General features: G+C 69.6%; 17 protein-coding genes and 2 pseudogenes. 13 read left to right on the top strand and 6 right to left on the bottom strand.

Going from position 1 to position 18954, the window contains the following annotated elements; all coding sequences use genetic code 11:
* Nucleotides 1–68: 68 nt before the first annotated feature.
* Entirely contained in the window at nt 69–764 is a 696-nt protein-coding gene (locus AOK00_RS00085) for a TetR/AcrR family transcriptional regulator (RefSeq protein WP_055598266.1), read from the top strand.
* Between the two features lie 27 nt (nt 765–791).
* On the opposite strand, the gene AOK00_RS00080 is transcribed toward AOK00_RS00085, so the two are convergent.
* Complete coding sequence (locus AOK00_RS00080; protein WP_079041746.1) at nt 792–2372, bottom strand: amino acid permease; 1581 nt, start codon at nt 2370–2372, stop codon at nt 792–794.
* A 741-nt stretch (nt 2373–3113) separates the two neighbouring features.
* Here AOK00_RS00080 and AOK00_RS00075 point away from each other — a divergent pair.
* The gene (locus tag AOK00_RS00075) at nt 3114–3497 is read left to right on the top strand and encodes a DUF6479 family protein (RefSeq protein WP_055598264.1); all 384 of its coding nucleotides are present in this window, start codon (nt 3114–3116) and stop codon (nt 3495–3497) included.
* Nucleotides 3498–3520: 23 nt separating this feature from the next.
* Here the strand turns inward: AOK00_RS00075 and AOK00_RS00070 are convergent, their stop codons facing one another.
* Nucleotides 3521–4168 (bottom strand): RNA polymerase sigma factor, encoded by a 648-nt coding sequence (locus tag AOK00_RS00070; protein ID WP_055598263.1) that lies wholly within the window; start codon nt 4166–4168, stop codon nt 3521–3523.
* A 185-nt stretch (nt 4169–4353) separates the two neighbouring features.
* Between AOK00_RS00070 and AOK00_RS00065 the strand changes: the two genes are divergently transcribed.
* Together AOK00_RS00065 and AOK00_RS36515 are read left to right on the top strand one after the other, a co-directional pair.
* Nucleotides 4354–5172 carry a DUF4397 domain-containing protein gene (locus AOK00_RS00065; RefSeq protein WP_055598262.1) on the top strand — a complete coding sequence of 273 codons (819 nt, stop codon included), beginning with the start codon at nt 4354–4356 and terminating at the stop codon, nt 5170–5172.
* Nucleotides 5105–5866, top strand: a complete 762-nt coding sequence (locus AOK00_RS36515; protein ID WP_367870017.1) for a class F sortase — start codon at nt 5105–5107, stop codon at nt 5864–5866. Before AOK00_RS00065 ends, AOK00_RS36515 begins: the two co-directional genes overlap by 68 nt.
* Nucleotides 5867–6004: 138 nt before the next feature.
* Here AOK00_RS36515 and AOK00_RS00055 read toward each other — a convergent pair whose 3' ends face one another.
* Complete coding sequence (locus AOK00_RS00055; RefSeq protein WP_055598260.1) at nt 6005–6994, bottom strand: MerR family transcriptional regulator; 990 nt, start codon at nt 6992–6994, stop codon at nt 6005–6007.
* Nucleotides 6995–7094: 100 nt separating this feature from the next.
* Complete coding sequence (locus tag AOK00_RS41525; RefSeq protein WP_437441367.1) at nt 7095–7403, bottom strand: DUF6479 family protein; 309 nt, start codon at nt 7401–7403, stop codon at nt 7095–7097.
* A gap of 69 nt (nt 7404–7472) precedes the next feature.
* Between AOK00_RS41525 and AOK00_RS41520 the strand changes: the two are divergent.
* The 3 genes and pseudogenes from AOK00_RS41520 to AOK00_RS00045 form a co-directional block, all read left to right on the top strand.
* A pseudogene (locus AOK00_RS41520) lies at nt 7473–7736 on the top strand (two-component sensor histidine kinase); the annotation flags it as partial.
* A pseudogene (locus tag AOK00_RS39855) lies at nt 7726–7821 on the top strand (DNA-binding response regulator); the annotation flags it as partial. The pseudogenes AOK00_RS41520 and AOK00_RS39855, both read left to right, overlap by 11 nt.
* A 175-nt stretch (nt 7822–7996) precedes the next feature.
* Nucleotides 7997–9391 (top strand): aspartate ammonia-lyase, encoded by a 1395-nt coding sequence (locus AOK00_RS00045; protein ID WP_055598258.1) that lies wholly within the window; start codon nt 7997–7999, stop codon nt 9389–9391.
* Nucleotides 9392–9488: 97 nt separating this feature from the next.
* Here AOK00_RS00045 and AOK00_RS00040 read toward each other — a convergent pair whose 3' ends face one another.
* Complete coding sequence (locus AOK00_RS00040; protein WP_254047182.1) at nt 9489–10916, bottom strand: hypothetical protein; 1428 nt, start codon at nt 10914–10916, stop codon at nt 9489–9491.
* Between the two features lie 330 nt (nt 10917–11246).
* Between AOK00_RS00040 and AOK00_RS00035 the strand changes: the two genes are divergently transcribed.
* The 6 genes from AOK00_RS00035 (at nt 11247) to AOK00_RS00010 (ending at nt 17532) form a co-directional block, all read left to right on the top strand.
* The gene (locus AOK00_RS00035) at nt 11247–12191 is read left to right on the top strand and encodes an ABC transporter substrate-binding protein (protein ID WP_055598257.1); all 945 of its coding nucleotides are present in this window, start codon (nt 11247–11249) and stop codon (nt 12189–12191) included.
* Between the two features lie 2 nt (nt 12192–12193).
* Nucleotides 12194–13156 carry an amino acid ABC transporter permease gene (locus AOK00_RS00030; protein WP_055598256.1) on the top strand — a complete coding sequence of 321 codons (963 nt, stop codon included), beginning with the start codon at nt 12194–12196 and terminating at the stop codon, nt 13154–13156.
* Nucleotides 13153–13917 (top strand): amino acid ABC transporter ATP-binding protein, encoded by a 765-nt coding sequence (locus tag AOK00_RS00025; RefSeq protein ID WP_437441366.1) that lies wholly within the window; start codon nt 13153–13155, stop codon nt 13915–13917. The genes AOK00_RS00030 and AOK00_RS00025 overlap by 4 nt, the downstream gene beginning before the upstream one ends.
* Nucleotides 13914–15128, top strand: a complete 1215-nt coding sequence (locus AOK00_RS00020) for a M20 family metallopeptidase (RefSeq protein WP_055598254.1) — start codon at nt 13914–13916, stop codon at nt 15126–15128. Before AOK00_RS00025 ends, AOK00_RS00020 begins: the two co-directional genes overlap by 4 nt.
* Nucleotides 15129–15288: 160 nt before the next feature.
* Nucleotides 15289–16578: a cyanophycinase gene (locus tag AOK00_RS00015; RefSeq protein ID WP_055598253.1), complete on the top strand. Its 1290-nt coding sequence runs from the start codon at nt 15289–15291 to the stop codon at nt 16576–16578.
* Between the two features lie 90 nt (nt 16579–16668).
* Entirely contained in the window at nt 16669–17532 is an 864-nt protein-coding gene (locus tag AOK00_RS00010) for a MurR/RpiR family transcriptional regulator (protein WP_055598252.1), read from the top strand.
* A 66-nt stretch (nt 17533–17598) separates the two neighbouring features.
* Here AOK00_RS00010 and AOK00_RS00005 read toward each other — a convergent pair whose 3' ends face one another.
* Complete coding sequence (locus tag AOK00_RS00005) at nt 17599–18480, bottom strand: MurR/RpiR family transcriptional regulator (RefSeq protein WP_055598251.1); 882 nt, start codon at nt 18478–18480, stop codon at nt 17599–17601.
* Nucleotides 18481–18954 lie beyond the last annotated feature (474 nt).

Raw genomic sequence — 18954 nt, 5'->3', positions numbered from 1 at the left:
CGGTTACCGGAAACTCACCCCGACCGCTCCGTCCGGAGGAACCGCGGGCGCTGTGCGAGGATCACGGAGTGAGCACGCCGAACACGCCCACCGGCAGGAGAGTCGGCCGCCCGCGGGCCCAGGAGCGCCCGGCCGGCGGCCCGGAGCCGCGCGACGAAGTCATCGCCGTGGCGGCCGAGTTGTTCACCACCCGCGGCTACACCGCGACCTCCACCCGGTCCATCGCCGAGCGCGCCGGGCTGCGGCAGGCGTCCCTCTACCACTACGTCGACGGCAAGGAAGCGATCCTCGCGGAGCTGCTGGAAGGGACCGTGCGCCCCTCCCTGGAGGTGGCGGCCCGGCTCGTCTCCCGCGCGGAGGCGTCCCCGGAGGCGCGCCTGTGGGCGCTGTGCCACTCCGACGCGGCGCTGCTGTGCGCAGGTCCGTACAACCTCGGCGCGCTCTACCTGCTGCCCGAGGTGCAGACGGAGCGCTTCGCCGTCTTCCATCGGCTCAGGGCCGAACTCAAGGACTCCTACGCGGGGTTGCTCGCCGCCACGGAGCCCGGTGCGGCCCTCGGCCCCGAGGAGCGCGCGCTCCGCGCCGACCTCCTCTTCGGTCTCACCGAGAGCGTGATCCTCATCCGGCGCGCCGACCCCGCCCGCGATCCCGCGGCCCTCGCGGCGGCGACGGCCGACGCCGCGCTGCGGGTGGCCGGCGTGCCGCAGCGCTCCCTGACACGACTGCGCCGCGAGGGGCGGGAGCTCCTCGCGGCACAGGTCTGACCCACGGCTTCCGGACGCCGTCCCGCCTCAGGCGCGTACGGCCTCCGGCTCCGGCGCCGCGGGGCCTCCGTGTCCCGTCCCGTCCGGCCGCCCCCCGGAGCCCTCCCGGCCGCGGTACCAGCGGTACGTCGCACCCGACGCGACCGTGGCCGCGAGGACCAGGACGGTGAACCACCGGAAGTACCAGTGGCCGCCCTCGGGGTCGTACACCTCGGCACGCGGCCAGGCGAGGTTGACCGTCATGAAGAGGCCGTAGGCGACCGCGAGCGCGTTGACCGGAAGTCCCCAGCGGCCGAGGGAGAACAGCGGACGCCCGAGTTCGTCGCGCCCACCGTCGTCCGGCCGCCACTCGCCCCGCAGCCGCCGGACCAGCATCGGACCGGTGACCATGGCGTAGGCCAGGTAGACCATGGCGATACAGGTGGTGCCGATGGCGAGGAAAGCCTGCGGGGAGGCGAGGTTGAGCAGGAGCAGCAGTCCCGCGCCGACGCCGACCACCACCGCCGCCGTGCCGGGCATTCCGGTCCTCCGGGGCACCCGCGCCAACGCCGCCGACCGGGGGAGGACGCCGTCCCGGGCCATGGAGAAGAGCATGCGGGTCGCGGAGGTCTGGATCGCGAGGGTCGCCGCGCAGATCGCCACGGCCACGTCGGCGAGCAGGACCCTGCCGAGGCCGTCGCCGAGGGTGCTGGTGAGCACGTAGCCGAGGCCCTCCGCGGCCAGGCGTCCGTCGGTGAGGCTGGGCGCGGCGAGCAGGCCGCCGAGGAGCAGCAGCCCGCCGCAGACGCCGGAGGTGGTGAGGGCGGTGAGCGTCGTACGCGGCGCGGTGCGCCGGGGGTTGACGGTCTCCTCGCTCATCTCGCTCGCGCTCTCGAAACCGATCAGGACGTACGCCGCGGTGAACGAGCCCACCAGAAGCGCCGTGATCAGGCCGCCGTGACCGCCCGTGTGCAGGGTGATCCCGGGATCGCGCTCCGCGTGGGTGGCCAGGAGGGTGACGATCAGCGCGACACCGGCGATCTCGGCGGTGACCCCGATCGTGTTGACGGCCGACAGCGCGCGGTTGTCCAGGACGTTGAGCAGGGTGGTGAGTGCCAGCAGGACCAGGCCGAGGAGGGCGGCGTTGGCGGCTCCGCTGGTCGTCGTGGGCGACGGGTCGCCGCCGACGATCTGGAAGCCGGTCCAGACGGCGGGCAGGACGACCTGGAGGGCGAGCGCGGCGGCCGCCACCACCACGATCCGTCCGGTGACCATGATCCAGCCCGCGTACCACCCGAAGGCGGGGCTGCCGAGCCGGCTCGCCCACTGGTAGATCGCCCCGGCGATGGGCAGCCGGGCGGCGAGTTCGGCGAAGCAGGCGGCGACGAGGAGCTGTCCGACGAGGACCGCGGGCCAGGTCCAGAAGAAGAGCGGCCCTCCGAACGAGTAGCCCAGGGAGAAGAACTGGAAGACGGTGGTCAGCACGGAGATGAAGGAGAACCCGGCGGCGAAGGAGGCGTATCCGCCCATCCGCCTCCGCAGCTCCTGGGGATAGCCGAACGGGGCGAGAGCGTCCCCGCCGCCGGGCGGAGGGGGTGTCGGCGGTGCGGGATCGGTGGTCACGGTCATGGCGGTCCCCTGTCGCGGAGGTGAGTCGTCCCTGCGAATTCCTGTCGGTTGACAGAAATTAGGGACGGCCCGTTTCCGCCGCGTGTCGCGGCCGTGTCCCGTCCGTTAGTGACTGCTCTCCGAGCACGCGCGCCCGGAGTCCGGGGGAGCCCGGCGGCGGGTGCGCGCTTCTGGATGCATCGCCCCCCATGCGGGACGAGCTGCCGCGCGACGGTCTGTCCGTCGTACGGCGACCGCTCGGAAGCCTTCGCTGTCGTCACCGGGCTCCCCTCCTTCATGGCCGCGGGCTGCCCTCCGGAGCAGCGGAGGGCGGTGCGATGGCCTCCGCCGCCCGCCAGTGGTCCGCGGAACAGCCAGGTGGGAACGGAGGGAAGAGATGGCCGGCCAGGTCGATCCGCCAGAGATGCCCCCCTGCGCAGTCGCATTCGTAGAGGCCTGCCCCCGGGGTGTACGCGCCGGGCGTATGCGTCTGGACGATGGCCATGGGCTCTCCTTGTGAGCGTGCGGGAGTATGTCGTCCTGGATTGCGACGACTTCGGGACCTTCGGATGCAGCCTTGACCCGTATGGCCCTGCGCGGTCATCGGCAGGCTCTAGGCGCGGTGACGAGCGAGGGCCCGTCCTTCACCCGCGCGTGCATCCGTCGTCGACCCGACGTCCGAAAGTCCGGATGATGACGGCGTGGGCGATCGCGAGACGTCTCGCCGTCTTCGGCGGAGGGGGTCGACGAAGGGAACGCACCATGCACACAGATCTCCTCGGCACGCCGGTGCTCGCGGCGGGTGTCTGGCAATCAGGTCTCGCCCAGGTACTGGGCGGGCTCGTCGTCGTAGTGGTCCTCATCGGAGCGTTCGTGTGGGGTATCCGGGTCATGAACAGGGAGCTTCCACCGCCCGACCCCGCATCCCAGCCGCACCGCCCCGACACCGGCCAACTGCCCGGTGAGGTCTCTGAGTACCGCAAGCCGTCCGAGGTTCCCAGGACGGACGGCGAGCACCGGCTCATGCCGTACAACCTGAGCAGTTCCGGTCAGGCCGACACGCAAACGCCGAGCGAGGAGAAGCGCAAGTGGCGCGGTATCTCCAGCGGGGGCTTCGGCAGCGGTGGTACCGGTCATGGGGACTGACGTTGCGCGAACGCGTGGGCGTCTCAGACAGGCGGTTCCATGCAACGGCGAAGGGAGTGCAAGGCGCGCCTGATGTGGCTCTTGACCGTGCCGAGGGGGAGTCCGGTCTCCTCCGAGATCTGCGCCTGGGTCATGTCGCCGTAGATCGCCATTCCGACCAGACGTCGTTGGACGGGAGAGAGGAGGCCGAGCTTCTGCAGGACGATCACTCTGTTCAGAGCCTGCTCGCACTCGTCCCTGCTGTAGTTGCGGACCACCTGCGCGTGCTGACCCGTCAGCACACGCTCGAGGTCGGTCCTCCGCGTCCGTGCCGTACGCGCGTCCAGGATGACGTGACGTGCGATGCCGACGAGCCAGCCGCCGAGAACGCCTCGCTCCGGCCGGTATCCGGCGCGGCCGCGCCAGGCGGCGATGAACACCTGCTGTGTGACGTCCTCCGCGTCCTGAGCATTGCCGAGTGCGCGGCGAGCCAGCGAATACACCAGAGCGGCGTGCTCCTCGTACAGAGCGGCCAACGCGGCTGGATCGCCGCACACGAACCGCCGCGCAAGCTCTGCTTCCGACTCGTCGAGCGTCGTTGAGCGGGTAGACGGGTGCGCTGCCCGGGTGGGGGCCGCGTAGAGCGCCTGCGGGCTGCTTCGAGCAGGCGAGGAGGACTGAGCGGAGACCATGGCTTTCTCCTAAGGCACGGGGATGCACCGTCCCTCACACCGTCGCTAAATCGATGCACCACAGCAAGACGCATTGATGTTGCATCGAAATGGGGGAGTGAAACCTGCATCCCGGCTGTCGGAGCGCGGCGAAGCACAGGTATCCGCTCACTCGCACGGAGTGAACGGTTCGAAAGGAATCAGAGATGAATCCCCGGACCACCGCCGCAGTGGCAGCCACCCTCGGAACGTGCGCACTTGCCTTGAGCGCCGCTCTGCCTGCCTCCGCCGCCGACGAGGACAAGGCCACGGTGTCCGTCCTGCACGCCGTACCCGGACTCACTGTCGACGTGTACGCCAATGGTGACGAACTCCTCCCGGACTTCAAGCCGGGCACGCTTACCGAGCCACAGGAGCTCCCTTCGGGGAGTTACGACCTCAAGGTCTTCCCCGCCGGCGCCGACCCCAAGGGGACGCCCGCCATCCAGAAGACCGTGGACGTCCCCGCGGGTGCGAACGCGACCGTCGTGGCGCACCTGTCGGCCGATGGCAAGCCCCAGCTCGACGCCTTCGTCAACGACACCGCCAAGATCCCCGCAGGGCAGACCCGGCTGACCGTACGCCACGTTGCCGCAGCACCCGCCGTGGACGTCAGGGCAGGGGGCCAGCCCGTCTTCAAGGCACTGGAGAACCCCAAGGAGGACACCGCTGAGCTCCCCGCAGGGACCGTCTCTGCCGATGTCGTCCTCGCCGGCAGCGACGACGTCGTCATCGGTCCCGCCGACCTCGATCTGAAGGAAGGCGCGACGAACATCGTCTACGCCTGGGGCAGCGCGGCGGACAAGAATCTCGCCCTCAAGGTGCAGACCCTGACCGGCATGCACGCCGCACCCTCAGGCGTGGCCGCCGGGCTCGGACAGCCCAACGACTCCGAGGCATGGATCGCCCTCTCGGCCGGTGCCGGACTGCTCGCGCTCGCCGGCGCCCTCACCGCTCGCCGCGTGGTGGCACGATCTCGTGCCTGAAGCACGCAGGGACACGCCATCCCGAACGAGCCCGGGCGGCGCCATCGCGGTCGCCGTGCTGGCCGCCGCCGGATCAGTGGCCCTCGCCGTCGGAGCAACGTTTCAGTCGTCCGCCCGGGATGCCCCCGATTTCCACGCCCGGACGTCTCCCGCCGCGTCAGGGCCCTGGGCGGAGCCGATCCCAGGCTCCGCTCCCCTCCCTCACGCACCCGCCCGGGCCGAGAGACCGCTCGGTCAACCAGCACGCCCCCAGAGCATCGAGATCACACGCGTCGGTCTGCATGCCCCGGTCGTACCGGTCGGAGTCGACAAGCAGGGCGGTGCTGAGGTTCCCGCCGACCCCGGAGTGGCCGGTTGGTACCGTTTCGGCACCGCTCCGGGACAGACCTCCGGCTCGGCTGTACTGATCGGGCATGTCGACTCCCGCTCGGGAGACCTGGGCGAATTCGCCGCCCTCCGCGACGTCCGCGCGGGTGACGTCGTCCTGGTGCGACGCCACGGTGCTCCTCCTGTCTCCTACCGCATCGCCGCCCGCGTGACGGTCGGCAAGAGTGACCTGCCCGCGTCCACCTTCGCCAGAACGGGGCCACCTGTCCTCAGATTGATCACCTGTGCGACCCCGTACGACCCGGACAGAGGCGGTTATCTGCGTAACCTCGTTGTCACGGCGGTTCCCGTTCCGGGAACAGGCTGACCGCTCGCTGCTTCGGAAACCTGCTCCATGCGTACGCTGAGAGCCGTGTCGGACACTCGGAAGACCCGCACGCGGCAACGTCTTGCGGCCTTCTCTCGAAGTGCCGTCAGTGCAGCGAACCGCGCGTACGGACCGGCGTCACGATTCCGGCGCGGGCTCGCCGTAGATGCGGGAAACGGAGTCGAGCGCCTCCCGTAGACCCCGGGGGCGCAACATGCCCGAGTCGGGCGTCCGGCCCGCCCAGCCGGGGCCCGCCAGCAGTACCACTGGCGCTGTCCGGGCACCGCGCAGACCGAACGTCATGCCCGCTACATGGCGTGCCAGCGCGTGGCTCGCCGTCGAACGCGCCTGAGACCACAGCACCACTGCGGCAGGACCGCACCTGCGCACCGCGGCATCCAGTGCCTCCGCCGGGACGGCGCCGCCGAACATGAGAGTCGCGATGCCCCGCTCGGAGAGACCTGCGGCAAGCGCCTCGAGCGGCAGCGTATGGGGCTCTGACGGCACGCACGCAAGCAGCACGGGAGCCCTCGGCTTCCCCACGGAAGCAAGGGCGGCGCGGCGAAGGGCGGTCGAGACCTGCCAGGACAGCAAGTGCTCGACCTCGACGTAACGGTCGTCCGAGGACTCCCATTTGCGGCCGACGGCATGGAGCGTGGGCACCATCACCTCTTCCCAGGCCGTCACGAGGCCGTGGTTCGAGATCACCTGCTCCAACAGGGTCTCCATCGCCGGGGCGTCCAACCGGACCGCCGCCCGGGCCAGACCGCGGCACTCCTGCCGTACGTCACCAAGGGGCAATCCACCTCCCCCGGCCGGCCTGCGGCCCGGGGAGGGATCGGAGTCGGACGAGGCCGGAGCAGCGAGTTCCTTGCCGGTTCCGGCCGGCACCCGGCGGTCGCTCCGGGCAGCACGAGCGGCTTCCGCAGGGGGAATGCCCGAAGCGGTGAGACGGCACATCTCCTCAAGCATCGCGACATCGGAGGGGGACCAGCGCCTGTGCTTGCCGTTCGCGCGGATCGCCGGCCCGATGCCGTAGCGCTGCTCCCAGGAACGAACGGTGGTCGGCGACACCCCCAGGCGTTGGGCCAAGGCCCCTGTGGTGATTCCCAGACTGGTCTCGGCCATGCGATCCACCTTACGGTGCAGAAACGCTGCGTAACCTGAAGACGCTGCGCGAACCGGGATCCGTCCGGTCGGCGCCGGAGCCGCTGCCGACGTGTGCCGACTACTCCCGCGGGGGCACAGGCGACGTCTCCGTACTGGCTCCGAGCTGATACGGCCGAAGCCGATGTGCCCAGTCGGTACGGGGAACGTCGAAGGGCCTTCGGTACGCGGACATCTCGCCCGGCAGACGGTCGGTGGGGGGTCGCAGCGGATGCGAGGCGGGGTCCGGCGGCGGGGCCTCCTCATCGCGGACCTTGGTCCCGAGGACGAACGCGCCGATCAGCACGGCTACGACGATCACTCCGATCAGAACGAGCACGATGGCCTCCTGTGAAGCGATGGATGTATGCGTTGTTTCGGTCGCCGGCACGGGTGTGGATGCGCGAAGAGGCGAAAACACTCCCCGGGAAGACGAAGGAGGGCCCGGGTGCGGTGCAGCCGGCGTGGCCACTGGCTGCTCGCCCCCGCTGCGACGACGGCAGCGGCGGGAGTGTGGGGGTGGCCCATGCTCCCGCTGTTGCTTCTCGCCCTGTTCGACCTCGCCGCCGACCGGCACACCCCGGCAGCCGTGACCTGTACCGCCGCCGCGCTGACCGGCAACGCACTCTTTCATCCGACGGTCTCCCTGTGGCGGCCGCAGCAGTACGGTGCCAGCCTGTTTCTGCTACTGGCCGTCACAGGGGGCCTGTGGATCGGCAACCGGCGCCCACGTCAGCCGCATCCTGGCCACCCTGGACGTCACCAACCGGGTCCAAGCCGCGCTCCTGGCCCGCGATGCCGGTCTCACCCCTGAGTTGGCCGCTGCGCTGCCCGTGACGCCGACGACGAGCCTACGCTGCGCAGCGGCGCCACGTAACGCAGGATTCAGATTGTCTATTGAAATGTGCATCTGTAATGCCTGATACTGCAGGCGCGGGTGCCGCTGTGGTGTCCTCCTGTTGGGGCTTGTGCGAAGGGGCGAATGTGGATTCCGTACGCAAGGAGCACGATCTGATCGGCGAGAGATGCGTTCCGGGACACGTCTACTACGGCGTGCACACTCTTCGGGCCGTTGAGAACTTCCCGCTCACCGGCGTGGCGCTGTCCGCCCATCCTGAGCTCGTGATCGCCCTCGCCGAGGTGAAGGAGGCCGCCGCTCTCGCCCACGGTGAGCTCGGCACCCTGCCGCGTGAGCGGGTCGAAGCGATCGTCGCGGCGTGCGGAGAAGTCCGCGAAGGGCGTCTGCACGACCACTTCGTGGTGGATGTGTTCCAGGGCGGTGCGGGCACCTCGTCGAACATGAACGCCAACGAGGTGATCGCGAACCGGGCGCTGGAGCTGCTCGGTCACGAGCGCGGCGCCTACGCCCATCTGCACCCCAACGACGACGTCAACCGCTCCCAGAGCACCAACGACGTGTACCCGACAGCGGCCAAGCTCGCGATGTACGCCGCCGCAGGACGTCTGTTGGACGCGATGAGCGCCCTCGCCCATGCCTTCACCGAACGCGGGGGTGCGTTCGCCAAGATCGTGAAGCTCGGCAGGACGCAACTTCAGGACGCCGTACCGATGACTCTGGGCCAGGAGTTCGACGCGTTCGCCCTCACGGTGCGCGATGACGCGTCGCTCGTCACGCGGGCCTCTTCCGCGCTGCTCGAAGTCAATCTCGGCGGAACCGCCATCGGAACCGGCCTGAATGCCGACGCCGGGTTCGCGCAGCGTGCCGTGGCGCATCTGGCGACCATCACGTCGGCCCCGGTCCGCTCGGCCCGCCAGCCCGTCGAGAGCACCCAGGGGGTGGGGGGATTCATTCAGCTCTCCAGCTCCCTGAAGCAGTTCGCCCTGCGCCTGTCGAAGATCTGCAACGACCTCAGGCTGTTGTGCTCCGGGCCGAGGGCCGGCCTGGGGGAGCTTCGCCTGCCGGCGCTGCAGGCAGGGTCGAGCATCATGCCGGGCAAGGTGAACCCCGTCGTTCCTGAGGCGGTCAACCAGGTGTGCTTCGATGTCGTCGGGGCTGACGCCGCGGTGTCGGCGGCGGCCCAGGCGGGGCAGCTCCAGCTGAACGCCTTCGAGCCTTTGATGGCCCACCACCTCCTGAACTCGATGAACCGTCTGGAGGCGGCCTGCCGCGTCCTGGCCGAGCGGTGCGTACAGGGGATCGAAGCGAACGAGGACCGTCTCCGCGAGTCGGTGGACAGGTCGGCGGGCCTCGCCACGGCGCTGAATCCGGTCATCGGTTATCAGCGTGCGACCGAGCTGGCGCGCCAATGCATGGACACGGGGCTGTCCGTGCGCACGCTGGCGGCCAGGGGCGGACTGCTCACGGAGGAGGAGCTGGACGCGCGACTCGACCCCTGGAAGCTCGCCCATCCGCAATAGGCCGAGAAGGTGCCGGCCCGGCGGTGCCGGGCCGGGGCCGCGAGCGGGGGCGGCCGGGTCTTCACACCGGACATCGGTCGAAGATCCGGCGCTCTCGTCAGCTCTTCGTCAGGGTGCAGGTGTACGTGGCGGTCCCGCTGCCGCTGTAAGCCTCCACGTCGATGTAGTACGTGCCGGTCCCGGAGGCGGTTCGGGTGAAGGTGAGGGTTTCGTCGGTGCCGGCGCCGTCGTTGACGGAGCGTTCCAGGGTGCTGCCGGCCGAATCGAGGAGGTGGACGTCGGCGTCGTACGCGGCAGGGACGGCGCAGTTCAGGGTGGCGGTCTGGCCGCCGGCCAGACCGACCTTGAAGTAGTCGCGGTCGCTGGTGGACTTCATGCTTCCGGTCAGGGTGCCGGGGGAGGACAGGGCGGTGGCGTCGTCGGCCGTGTCACGGGTGTCGTTCGGCTCGCTCTCGGTGAGTGCGGCGCCGCTCTGGCCTCCGCAGTCGGTCACCGGAGTGCCGTTGTAGAGGTTGGCGTCGGTCACCCCGTTGGTGACGCTGCGCAGGTAGTAGCCGCAGGTGGGCCGGTTCTTGAAGTCGAACGTGCCGCCCGGCGTCAGGCGCCAGATCTTGAAGCCGGAGTACGTCAGGGGCTTGCGGTCCACGGCCTGCTCGGGCTGGTGGTCGGCGAGGACGACGTAGGCGTCCTTGCCGTACTCGGTCGCCATGCCGTTGCGGTCGATGAACAGCGACCCGCCGCCCTCCTCGACGCCGACGGCCCAGGCGGCGCCTCCCGTCGTGAGGCCGTCCTTCACCGAGCGGGCGAGGAACGCCATGGTGCGGCCCATGCGGTCGCGCGTCACGAAGTGGGAGTCGTTGACGACCCCGCCGTAGTTGGCCCACTGGAACATGCCGGTGGTGAAGCTGATGTAGCGGTCGTAGGGGTTGGCGAGTGCTTCGGCGCTGGTGACGCTGCCGTTGCAGGCGTCGTAGACGACGGGGCTGTTGATGTGGTGGCCGGCGCTTCCGCCGCCGGAGCCGCCGCCCTTGGCGACGACGGATTCGACGGACGCCTCGAGCGCCGTTCCCTTCCAGGCCGTGTACCTGCACTGGTCGCCGCCGGCGAAGTAGACGAACTCGGCGTTGCGGACGTCGGTGTTGACCTGGCTGTTGTTGCCGTCGGTGGCTGCGGTGAGCGTCCACGTCGTACACGAGTTCACGCCGGTCAGACCCATGACGGTGTCGCACTCGGGGGTCCTGCTCCCCGAAGTGGGTGCCGATCCGGAGAGAACGACGACATCGATGCTGCCGGTGCCCCCGCGGATGTCGTCGATGGCCCGGGTCATGGAGGCCGCGACGACGCCGCCGGCGCCGTTCATCGTGAACGCGGGACCGTTCCACGAGGTGCGACTCACGTCGGAGGTGCCGCCCAGCCTGATCCTTTCCGCGGCCGCGTGGGCGGGCTGCTGGATCGTCATGGCTGCGGTCACCGCGATCAGGGTGACGGCGAGCGGTGCGGTCTGACGTGAGAGACGTGAGGCCATCGGGACTCCAAGGAGAGGGATGCGGGCAGGCCGCAGACGGACGCTGTCAGGTGACGGCGCCCGTTGCGGCTCATCGGGTTGGTAGCGGAACTTACAAGCCATTCGTCAGAACGGAAAGATGTAAGGCCGCAGGAACTCCTCGCGCCTCGAAAAGGTCCCGGAATATGCGGTCAAACTGCCGTCAAACCCCCCGAGTGACTATCAGGATGCCGCGTTACGTGAACGTAACGTGAGATACATCTAGTCAGAATCCTGATCGATATGTAACTTCTCTGCTGTGGCCGGCGGCCAGAACTCGCCGGCGAAGAATCCTCGAGAGGATCCACCCTGATGAACACGCGTCTCGCCCACCGGGCAGCGGCCGCCGCTGTGGCGACCACAGCGCTCATGTCCCTCTCCGCATGCGGGGGCGACGACTCCGCCCCCAAGGCAGCCGGCAAGGTCTCCGTCGCCGGTGTGGAGATCGAGAGGGACCAGGCCCTGCACGACATGCTGCCCGAGGAGATCAAGAAGGCCGGCCGGGTCAGGGTGGCCACCGATGTCCCCTACCCGCCCTTCGAGATGTTCGTGAAAGAGGGCGGGAGCGAGCTGACCGGTCTGGACCACGACCTGGGACAGGCGCTGGGCGGCAAGCTCGGTGTGGCCTTCGTCTTCACGCCTCAGAAGTTCGACGGCATCGTCCCGGCCATCCAGGCCGGGAAGTTCGACATAGCGATGTCGGCCATCACCGACAACAGGGACCGCCAGAAGGTCGTGGACTTCGTCGACTACTCGCAGTCCGGATCGGGCATCCTCGTCCCGGAGGGCAACCCGGCAAAGATCACCACGCTGGACACGCTGTGCGGACAGAAGGTCGCGGTGCAGGCCGCGACCAACCAGCTCGACCTGTTGAAGGGCCATCAGACGGTCTGCGCGAAGGCGGGCAAGGGGAAGATCGACATCCAGACCTTCCCCAAGGACTCCGACGCACAGCTCGCCCTGCGCTCAGGCAAGGCCGTCGCCCAGGTCCTCACCAAGCCCGCTGCCGGCTGGGTCGCCAAGACCGCCGACGACGGCAAGGCCTTCGACCTCGTCAACGACCCCAAGGCGCCCGGCGGCTACAACGCCTCGCCCAACGGCATAGCCGTCAGCAAAGAGCTGCCCGAGTTGACCGACGCGATCCTCCAGGCCCTCCAGGCCCTCCTCGACGACGGCACCGTCGCGGCGATCTACAACGAGTACGGCGTCGCGTCGATCGCCGTGCCCAAGGCCACCAAGAACGCGGCGGTGGACTAGAGATGAGCGACACCAAGGCACCCGCCGTGACCGTCCCCAAGAGTGATCCGCACGCCCAGGACCTCGAAGTCGTCCCCCTCCGCAACTACGGGCGCTGGATCGCCGCGGCCGCGGCGCTGCTGGCCCTGGTCGGGCTGATCGGCTCCCTTGCCAAGAACGACAACCTGCACTGGGACGTCGTCGGCCACTACCTCTTCGCCGACCTCATCTTCGACGGACTCGCCACCACCCTCTGGCTGACCGCGGCCGCCATGGCCCTGGGCCTGGGCCTCGGAACGCTGATCGCCGTCATGAGACTGTCCTCCAGTCCCGTCCTCTACGGACTGGCCACCGTGTTCGTCTGGTTCTTCCGCGGCACCCCACTGCTCGTGCAGATCATCTTCTGGGGTTACGCGGCCGCCCTCTACCAGTACGTGAAGGTCGGCGTCCCGTTCACCGACATCACGTTCTTCCAGGCAGAGACCAACTCCCTCCTCACCCCCGCGATCGCGGCCCTGCTGGCTCTGGGCCTCAACGAGGCCGCCTACGCCTCGGAGATCGTGCGCGCCGGCATCCAGTCCGTCGACCCGGGCCAGACCGAAGCCGCGCACTCGCTCGGCATGCGCCCCGCACTCACCATGCGGCGGATCGTCCTGCCTCAGGCCATGCGCGTCATCATCCCGCCGATGGGCAACGAGACCATCAACATGCTCAAGATGACCGCCCTCGTCTCGGTCATCTCCGCACACGACCTCATGTCGAACATCCAGGACGTCTACGCCCAGAACTACCAGGTCATCCCCATGCTGGTCGTCGCCAGCCTCTGGTACCTCGCCCTCGTCACCCTGCTCAGCGTTCCCCAGGCTTGGCTGGAACGCCGGTACGGGCGCGGCACCACCAGGGCGGGGTACGTCTCCCCGTTCCGGCGCATGCTCGGCGGAGCCGTGGAGCGGATCGGCAAGAACAGCAAGGAGGAGAGCCGATGAGCACTCCCATGGTGCGCGCCCAAGGCGTGCGCAAGCACTTCGGCAGGCTGGAGGTGCTCAAGGGCATCGACCTCACCGTCGAACGCGGCCAGGTCTGCTGTCTTCTGGGACCCTCCGGTTCCGGCAAGTCCACCTTCCTGCGCTGCATCAACCACCTGGAGAAGGTCGACGGCGGCAAGCTGGCCGTCGACGGGGAACCGGTCGGATACCGGCAGCACGGCAACAGGCTGCACGAGCTGCGCGAGCGGGAGGTCGCCGAACACCGCCGGGACATCGGCATGGTCTTCCAACGGTTCAACCTCTTCCCGCACATGACGGCCCTGGAGAACGTCATGGAAGCCCCCGTCAGGGTCGGCGCCGTCGCCAGGAGCACCGCCCGCGAGCACGCCCAGAGCCTCCTCGAACAGGTCGGCCTGGCGGACAGGGCCCGCCACTATCCCGCCCAGCTGTCCGGCGGACAGCAGCAGCGCGTCGCCATCGCCCGCGCCCTCGCGATGAAGCCCAAGCTGATGCTCTTCGACGAGCCGACCTCCGCGCTGGACCCCGAGCTCGTGGGCGATGTCCTGGACGTCATGCGGCAGCTCGCCGCGGACGGCATGACCATGGTCGTCGTCACCCACGAGATCGGCTTCGCCCGCGAGGTCGGCGACACCGCCGTCTTCATGGACGAAGGCATCGTCGTCGAGGCGGGCGACCCCCGTCGGGTACTCGTCGACCCGGAGCAGGACCGCACCCGCGCCTTCCTGTCCAAGGTCCTGTGAGCGCCCCGGTCCGCCGGCAGGCGCCGGCCACCGAACTCCTCGGCCTGGCCCGCGCCCACCGCGCCCAGTACCTGCGCGATCTCGAGACGCTCGTCTCCATCGATTCGGGGTCCTACAGCGCCGCAGGGGTCAACAAGGTCGCCGACTGGGTGCAGCGGCGCCTGGACCGTCTGGGATTCGACGCCGAACGCGTCAGCTTCCCGTCCGAAGCAGGACACCGGTCCGGCGACGCGCTGATCGGCCGCAAGCGCGGCACGCTCCCCGAATCCGAAGGCGGACGCAGGATCATCCTCGCGGGCCACATGGACACCGTCTTCGAGGACGGAACCGCCGCCGCGCGCCCCTTCCGGACGGTCGGCTCCCTCGCCCACGGGCCCGGGGTGAGCGACGACAAGGGAGGCCTGCTGGCAGGCCTCACCGCCCTGGAGGTCCTCGCCGAGTACGGCACCGAGGCGTACGACGAGCTGGTCTTCCTCGCCACGCCCGACGAGGAGATCGGTTCACCGGCCAGCCGGGGCCTCATCGAGCGCACCGCCCAGGGCATGCACTACGGTCTCGGCCTCGAATGCGCCCGGGAGAACGGCGACCTCGTCATCGCCCGCAAAGGCGTCGCCGACTTCCGCCTCACCGTCACCGGGAGAGCGGCGCACGCCGGCATCGAACCCGAGCGCGGAGCCAACGCCGCTCTCGCCGCCGCGCACCTGATCGTCGCCCTGCACGCTCTCAACGGCCACTGGGACGACGTCACCCTCAACGTGGGTGTGGTCCGGGCCGGTACGCGCGCCAACATCGTCTGCCCGGAAGCCGAACTGCGCGTCGAGGTGCGAGCGGCTACCACGGCCGACGTCCAGCGCGTCAGGCGGGCCATCCAGGAAGCCGCGGACCACCCCGCTGTGCCCGGCACCGGCGTCGTCGTCGAGCAGCTCGATCTCTGCCCGCCCATGGAGGACACCGCCGCCTCGCGCCGCATGCTCGACAAGGCCCGGCAGGCGGCACGCACGGTCGGCGTGGAACTCGGCGCCACGGCCACGGGCGGAGTCGGGGACGCCAACCTCATCGCCGGAGCGGGAGTGCCGGTCCTGGACGGGCTCGGGCCCATCGGGGGCGCCGACCACACCCCCCAGGAATGGCTCGACATCTCCAGCGTCCCCCAGCGCGTCGCCGTGCTCGCCGCGCTCGTCGCATCCCTCGGCGACGCCCGAAATCCCTGAACCACGTTCCGGTCGGACGAACCCCGGAGGCGTCTCGAACGCCCCGCCCGTGCCTCTTCACCCGCCCCGCAGAACTGTGCCGCACCTGCCCGCGCAGAACCGGCACCGATACGCGGGCGAGGGGCTCGGTCCGTCCGCCATCCGATCCACGGAGACATCCATGCGCGCATCCTCAGGTTCCGCACGCCGCACCGTTCTCATGTGCGGCGTCACCCTCACCCTCCTCGCCACGGCTCCCGTCGCCCAGGCCGATCCCGAACGGCCCGGCCACAAGGCAGGCTCACTCGTCCTGATCGGCGGAGGGCTGAAGGAGAGCAACTCCCCGGTCTACGGCGAGATCATCCGGCGCGCCGGCGGCGCCGCCGCCCGCATCGGGGTCATCACCGCGGCCTCCGTGCCCGAGAGCCAGGACCCCGACGCCAGCGACCCGGAACGGTGCAGCAACTCCGCGTGCAACGGCGCCTACTACGCCGACCTGTTCAAGCGGCACGGCGCCGCCGAGGCCGAGTGGGTGCCGCTCGACATCGACCACGTGGCGAACGCCGACTCCGACGCCGTCGTCGCCCAGGTCAACTCCATGACCGGCTTCTTCTTCGGCGGCGGTGACCAGTACCGCTACATCACCACCCTGCTGCGCGGCGACGAGCACACCGACTCCAAGGTCCTTGCCGCCATCCGTGCCAAGCTCGCCCAAGGAGCCGTGATCTCCGGTTCCTCCGCCGGCGCCCAGATCGTCTCCGGTCCCGACATGGTCAGCGGCGGCGAGTCCTACGAGGGCCTGCGGGACGGCAGCGCCCCCGGCTACTTCGAGGACCCCACCCGGCTCGGATACATCCCCCGGGGCGGCTTCGGATTCCTCGCCTCCGGACTCGTCGACACCCACACCGGAGCCTACGGACGGGAGGGCAGGGCGTACCGCCTGGCCGCCGACACCGGCCACGACCGCGTCTACGCGCTCGAGGAGAACACCGCCCTGATCGTCGACGACCCCGGCAGCCGGCGCGAGCGGATGACGGTCCTCGGCCCCAACGGCGTCGCCGTCCTGGACCTGCGTGCCGCCCGTACCCGCACGGGAGCCGCCGGCTGGAGCATGCGCAAGGCCCGCTACACCTACCTCACCCAGTCGGACCGGTACCACCCGCACACCTGGACGGCCTACCCCGCTGCGGACAAGCGGCGCCTGCGCCCCGTCGGCGCGACCCCTGTCCCCGCCAACGACGACGTCTTCTTCTCCGCGTCCAATCCCGACGGCATGCCCTACTCGTTCCGCACCACCGCGCGTGCCCTCGCATCGACCCGGGCACAGAGGACCGCGACCGCCACCACCTTCGGGACCGACCCCCGCTTCACCGTCACCTTCACCAAGGCCGGCGGCTTCAGTGCCTGGACCGCAGACGGCGCCACCCCGCAGACGCTCGTCGATCTGCAGATCGACATCGCACCACGATGACCACCCCGGCAGGGCCGGCCTCCACGTGCCGGCCCTGCCTCGGCTCTGCCACCCGGTCTTGAGGACCTCGGCTCACAGGGAGGGACCCCCATGACGACCAGCCTCCTCGCCGACGACATCCGTCACAGACTCGGCACGCTCACCCCGGCAGAACGCAAGGTCGCCCGCGTCCTGCTCGTCGCCTATCCCTCGGCGGGATTCGAGACCGTCGCCACCGTCGCCGAACGGGCGGGCGTCAGTGCTCCCACCGTCCTGCGCTTTGTGGGCCGCCTGGGATACCACGGATTTCCGGACTTCCAGGCAGCTCTGCGCGACGAGCTCGACGAACGCAACGCCTCCCCGATCCATCTCTACGAGACGGCGGACGATGCGGCCCTCCGGCAGTCCCCGGACGGCCTGATGGCCCGCAGTGCGAAACTGTTCGGCAACGCCCTGGCTCAGACGCTCACCGAGCTGGCGCCCCACGATCTCCAGACCGCCGTCTCGCTTCTCTCCGACCGCAAGCGCCGCGTCGTCCTCGCCGGAGGCCGGTTCACCCACGTCCTGGCCCAGTACCTCGGGCTGCACCTGATGCAGCTCCGGGGCGACGTCCGCTTCCTGCCCGATCGGGACGTCGAGCGCACCGCGGCACTCAACGCGTTCGGCAGGCGTGACGTCCTGGTCGTCTTCGACTACCGGCGCTACGAGGACGACAAGCAAGCCATGGCGCAACTCACTCAGGAACGCGGCGGCAAGGTGATCGTCTTCACCGACGTGTGGCTGTCACCGACCAGCGCTCACGCGGAAGTCGTGCTTCCCAGCCGTGTCGACACTCCCTCTCCCTACGACAGCCTCGTCCCCACGCTCGCCGTGGTGGAGACCGTGGTCGCCGGTGTCGTCGCCACTCTCGGCGACGACGCCCACCGGCACATGAAACAGAGCGAGGAGACCGCCTGCCGCACAGGTCTCGTGTGACGTCCGGCAGCAGGCCGTCGGCCGCACAGCACCGGCAGGCAGACGTGCCCGGGCGGCGCCGTCCGATCAGAGCAGGCCGGCGCGGCGCGCCACGCTCTCAGCGCGCTTCATCCTCTCGTGCCCCTCGTTTCCGACCTGGTCGAGCACGGCGGCGACCAACGACTCGATGAGAGCCAGCGCCGGCGTGAGACTGTCGTACGGGGAGTCGGACGTCACCTGGGTGATGAGAACGACGTCGGCATGAGCGGCGGCCGGCGAGAGCCACGGGTCCGTGAACACGATGACCTTCCCACCACGTTCGCGGGCCAACTCGGCGATGACCGTCTTGTCCGCCTCGTAACGCCGGTAGTCGAAAAGCACGGTGACGTCGCGACGAGTGAGCTGGGTGAGGAAAGAAGCCCGCTCCACATCCCTTTCGGGCAGGAAGTCCACTTGATCACGGAACTGCGTGAGATGCAGACCCAGGTACTGGGCCAGCAGATGCGTGAACCTGCCGCCCGCCACGTGAACCCGGCGCCGCGGATCGCTCAGGAGGCGCACCGCGTCGCTGAACTCCTGCGGAGCGACCTCCTTGAAGGTCTGGGACACGGCCTGCTGGAGGAGCGCCGAGCGCTCTTCGAGCCGTGGGCCGGACACCTCTTCCGAACGTTCCGGCACGCTGCGCCGCTGAGACGATTCGGCGGTCTCGTACAAGGTGATGGGGGAAGCGGTACGCGCGTCGAGTTCGGACCGCAGAGCGGCCTGGAGGTCGGGGAATCCCTTGTAACCCAGACGGGACGCGCAGCGCAGCACCGTGGGAGCGGAGACCGAGGCACGCTCCGCGATCGTGGCCACCGTCTCGAAGACCGCTGCCGGATACCCGGCCAGCAAGACCCGCGCGACCTTGCGTTCGGCCGGGCTGAGATCTCCCAGCCGGTTGCGGATCTCATCGGCCAGCGTGAGACTCATGATCTTCCTCTCTGCGGCGGACAGGTCGCTGCCGTCCGTCTCTGTCTTCGGTGGTGCCGCGGCGCACATCCCAGCTGTGTCAAAGAATCTGGACGTACAGACGACGCATTGCCGTGCCCCAAATGTATCGCCTGTTACGTGCGAGGTGCAGAGGCCTGGAGCGGCTGACGGCGGGGATCCGGGCCCACGCAGGCAGAGGTGTCGCTTCCGCCCCTCGGCCGGACCGGCCGAGGGGCGGGTGGCCGGACATGCGCCTTCCCTGCTCGAAGCACATGCCCGGCACGAAACCCGCCTCCGCGTACGTCGGATACCGAACCGAGTGATCACGTCAGGGGAACGTGGCACCCCAGGTGGCCGGCCCGACCACACCGTCCACACTCAGACCCCTGCTCGACTCTCGTGGTTGCCCTCGTCGGCGTAGACGTTGCCCGTGCCGGACTTCCACTGGGGGGTGCCGTCACCGCGTACACCGAT

This window comes from Streptomyces aureus, assembly GCF_001418135.1.
Lineage (GTDB): Bacteria > Actinomycetota > Actinomycetes > Streptomycetales > Streptomycetaceae > Streptomyces > Streptomyces aureus_A.
The sequence above is the reverse complement of the archived record's forward strand: the minus strand, read 5'-3'. Positions and strand labels throughout refer to the sequence as shown.

What these genes read in the sequence shown, in the direction of transcription:
- AOK00_RS00005 (WP_055598251.1), bottom strand. Translation starts at nt 18,480, where the DNA reads ATGAGTCTCACGCTGGCCGATGAGATCCGCAACCGGCTGGGAGATCTC.
- AOK00_RS00030 (WP_055598256.1), top strand. Translation starts at nt 12,194, where the DNA reads ATGAGCGACACCAAGGCACCCGCCGTGACCGTCCCCAAGAGTGATCCG.
- AOK00_RS00070 (WP_055598263.1), bottom strand. Translation starts at nt 4,168, where the DNA reads ATGGTCTCCGCTCAGTCCTCCTCGCCTGCTCGAAGCAGCCCGCAGGCG.
- AOK00_RS00015 (WP_055598253.1), top strand. Translation starts at nt 15,289, where the DNA reads ATGCGCGCATCCTCAGGTTCCGCACGCCGCACCGTTCTCATGTGCGGC.
- AOK00_RS00080 (WP_079041746.1), bottom strand. Translation starts at nt 2,372, where the DNA reads ATGACCGTGACCACCGATCCCGCACCGCCGACACCCCCTCCGCCCGGC.
- AOK00_RS00075 (WP_055598264.1), top strand. Translation starts at nt 3,114, where the DNA reads ATGCACACAGATCTCCTCGGCACGCCGGTGCTCGCGGCGGGTGTCTGG.
- AOK00_RS00065 (WP_055598262.1), top strand. Translation starts at nt 4,354, where the DNA reads ATGAATCCCCGGACCACCGCCGCAGTGGCAGCCACCCTCGGAACGTGC.
- AOK00_RS00055 (WP_055598260.1), bottom strand. Translation starts at nt 6,994, where the DNA reads ATGGCCGAGACCAGTCTGGGAATCACCACAGGGGCCTTGGCCCAACGC.
- AOK00_RS00040 (WP_254047182.1), bottom strand. Translation starts at nt 10,916, where the DNA reads ATGGCCTCACGTCTCTCACGTCAGACCGCACCGCTCGCCGTCACCCTG.
- AOK00_RS00025 (WP_437441366.1), top strand. Translation starts at nt 13,153, where the DNA reads ATGAGCACTCCCATGGTGCGCGCCCAAGGCGTGCGCAAGCACTTCGGC.
- AOK00_RS00010 (WP_055598252.1), top strand. Translation starts at nt 16,669, where the DNA reads ATGACGACCAGCCTCCTCGCCGACGACATCCGTCACAGACTCGGCACG.
- AOK00_RS00035 (WP_055598257.1), top strand. Translation starts at nt 11,247, where the DNA reads ATGAACACGCGTCTCGCCCACCGGGCAGCGGCCGCCGCTGTGGCGACC.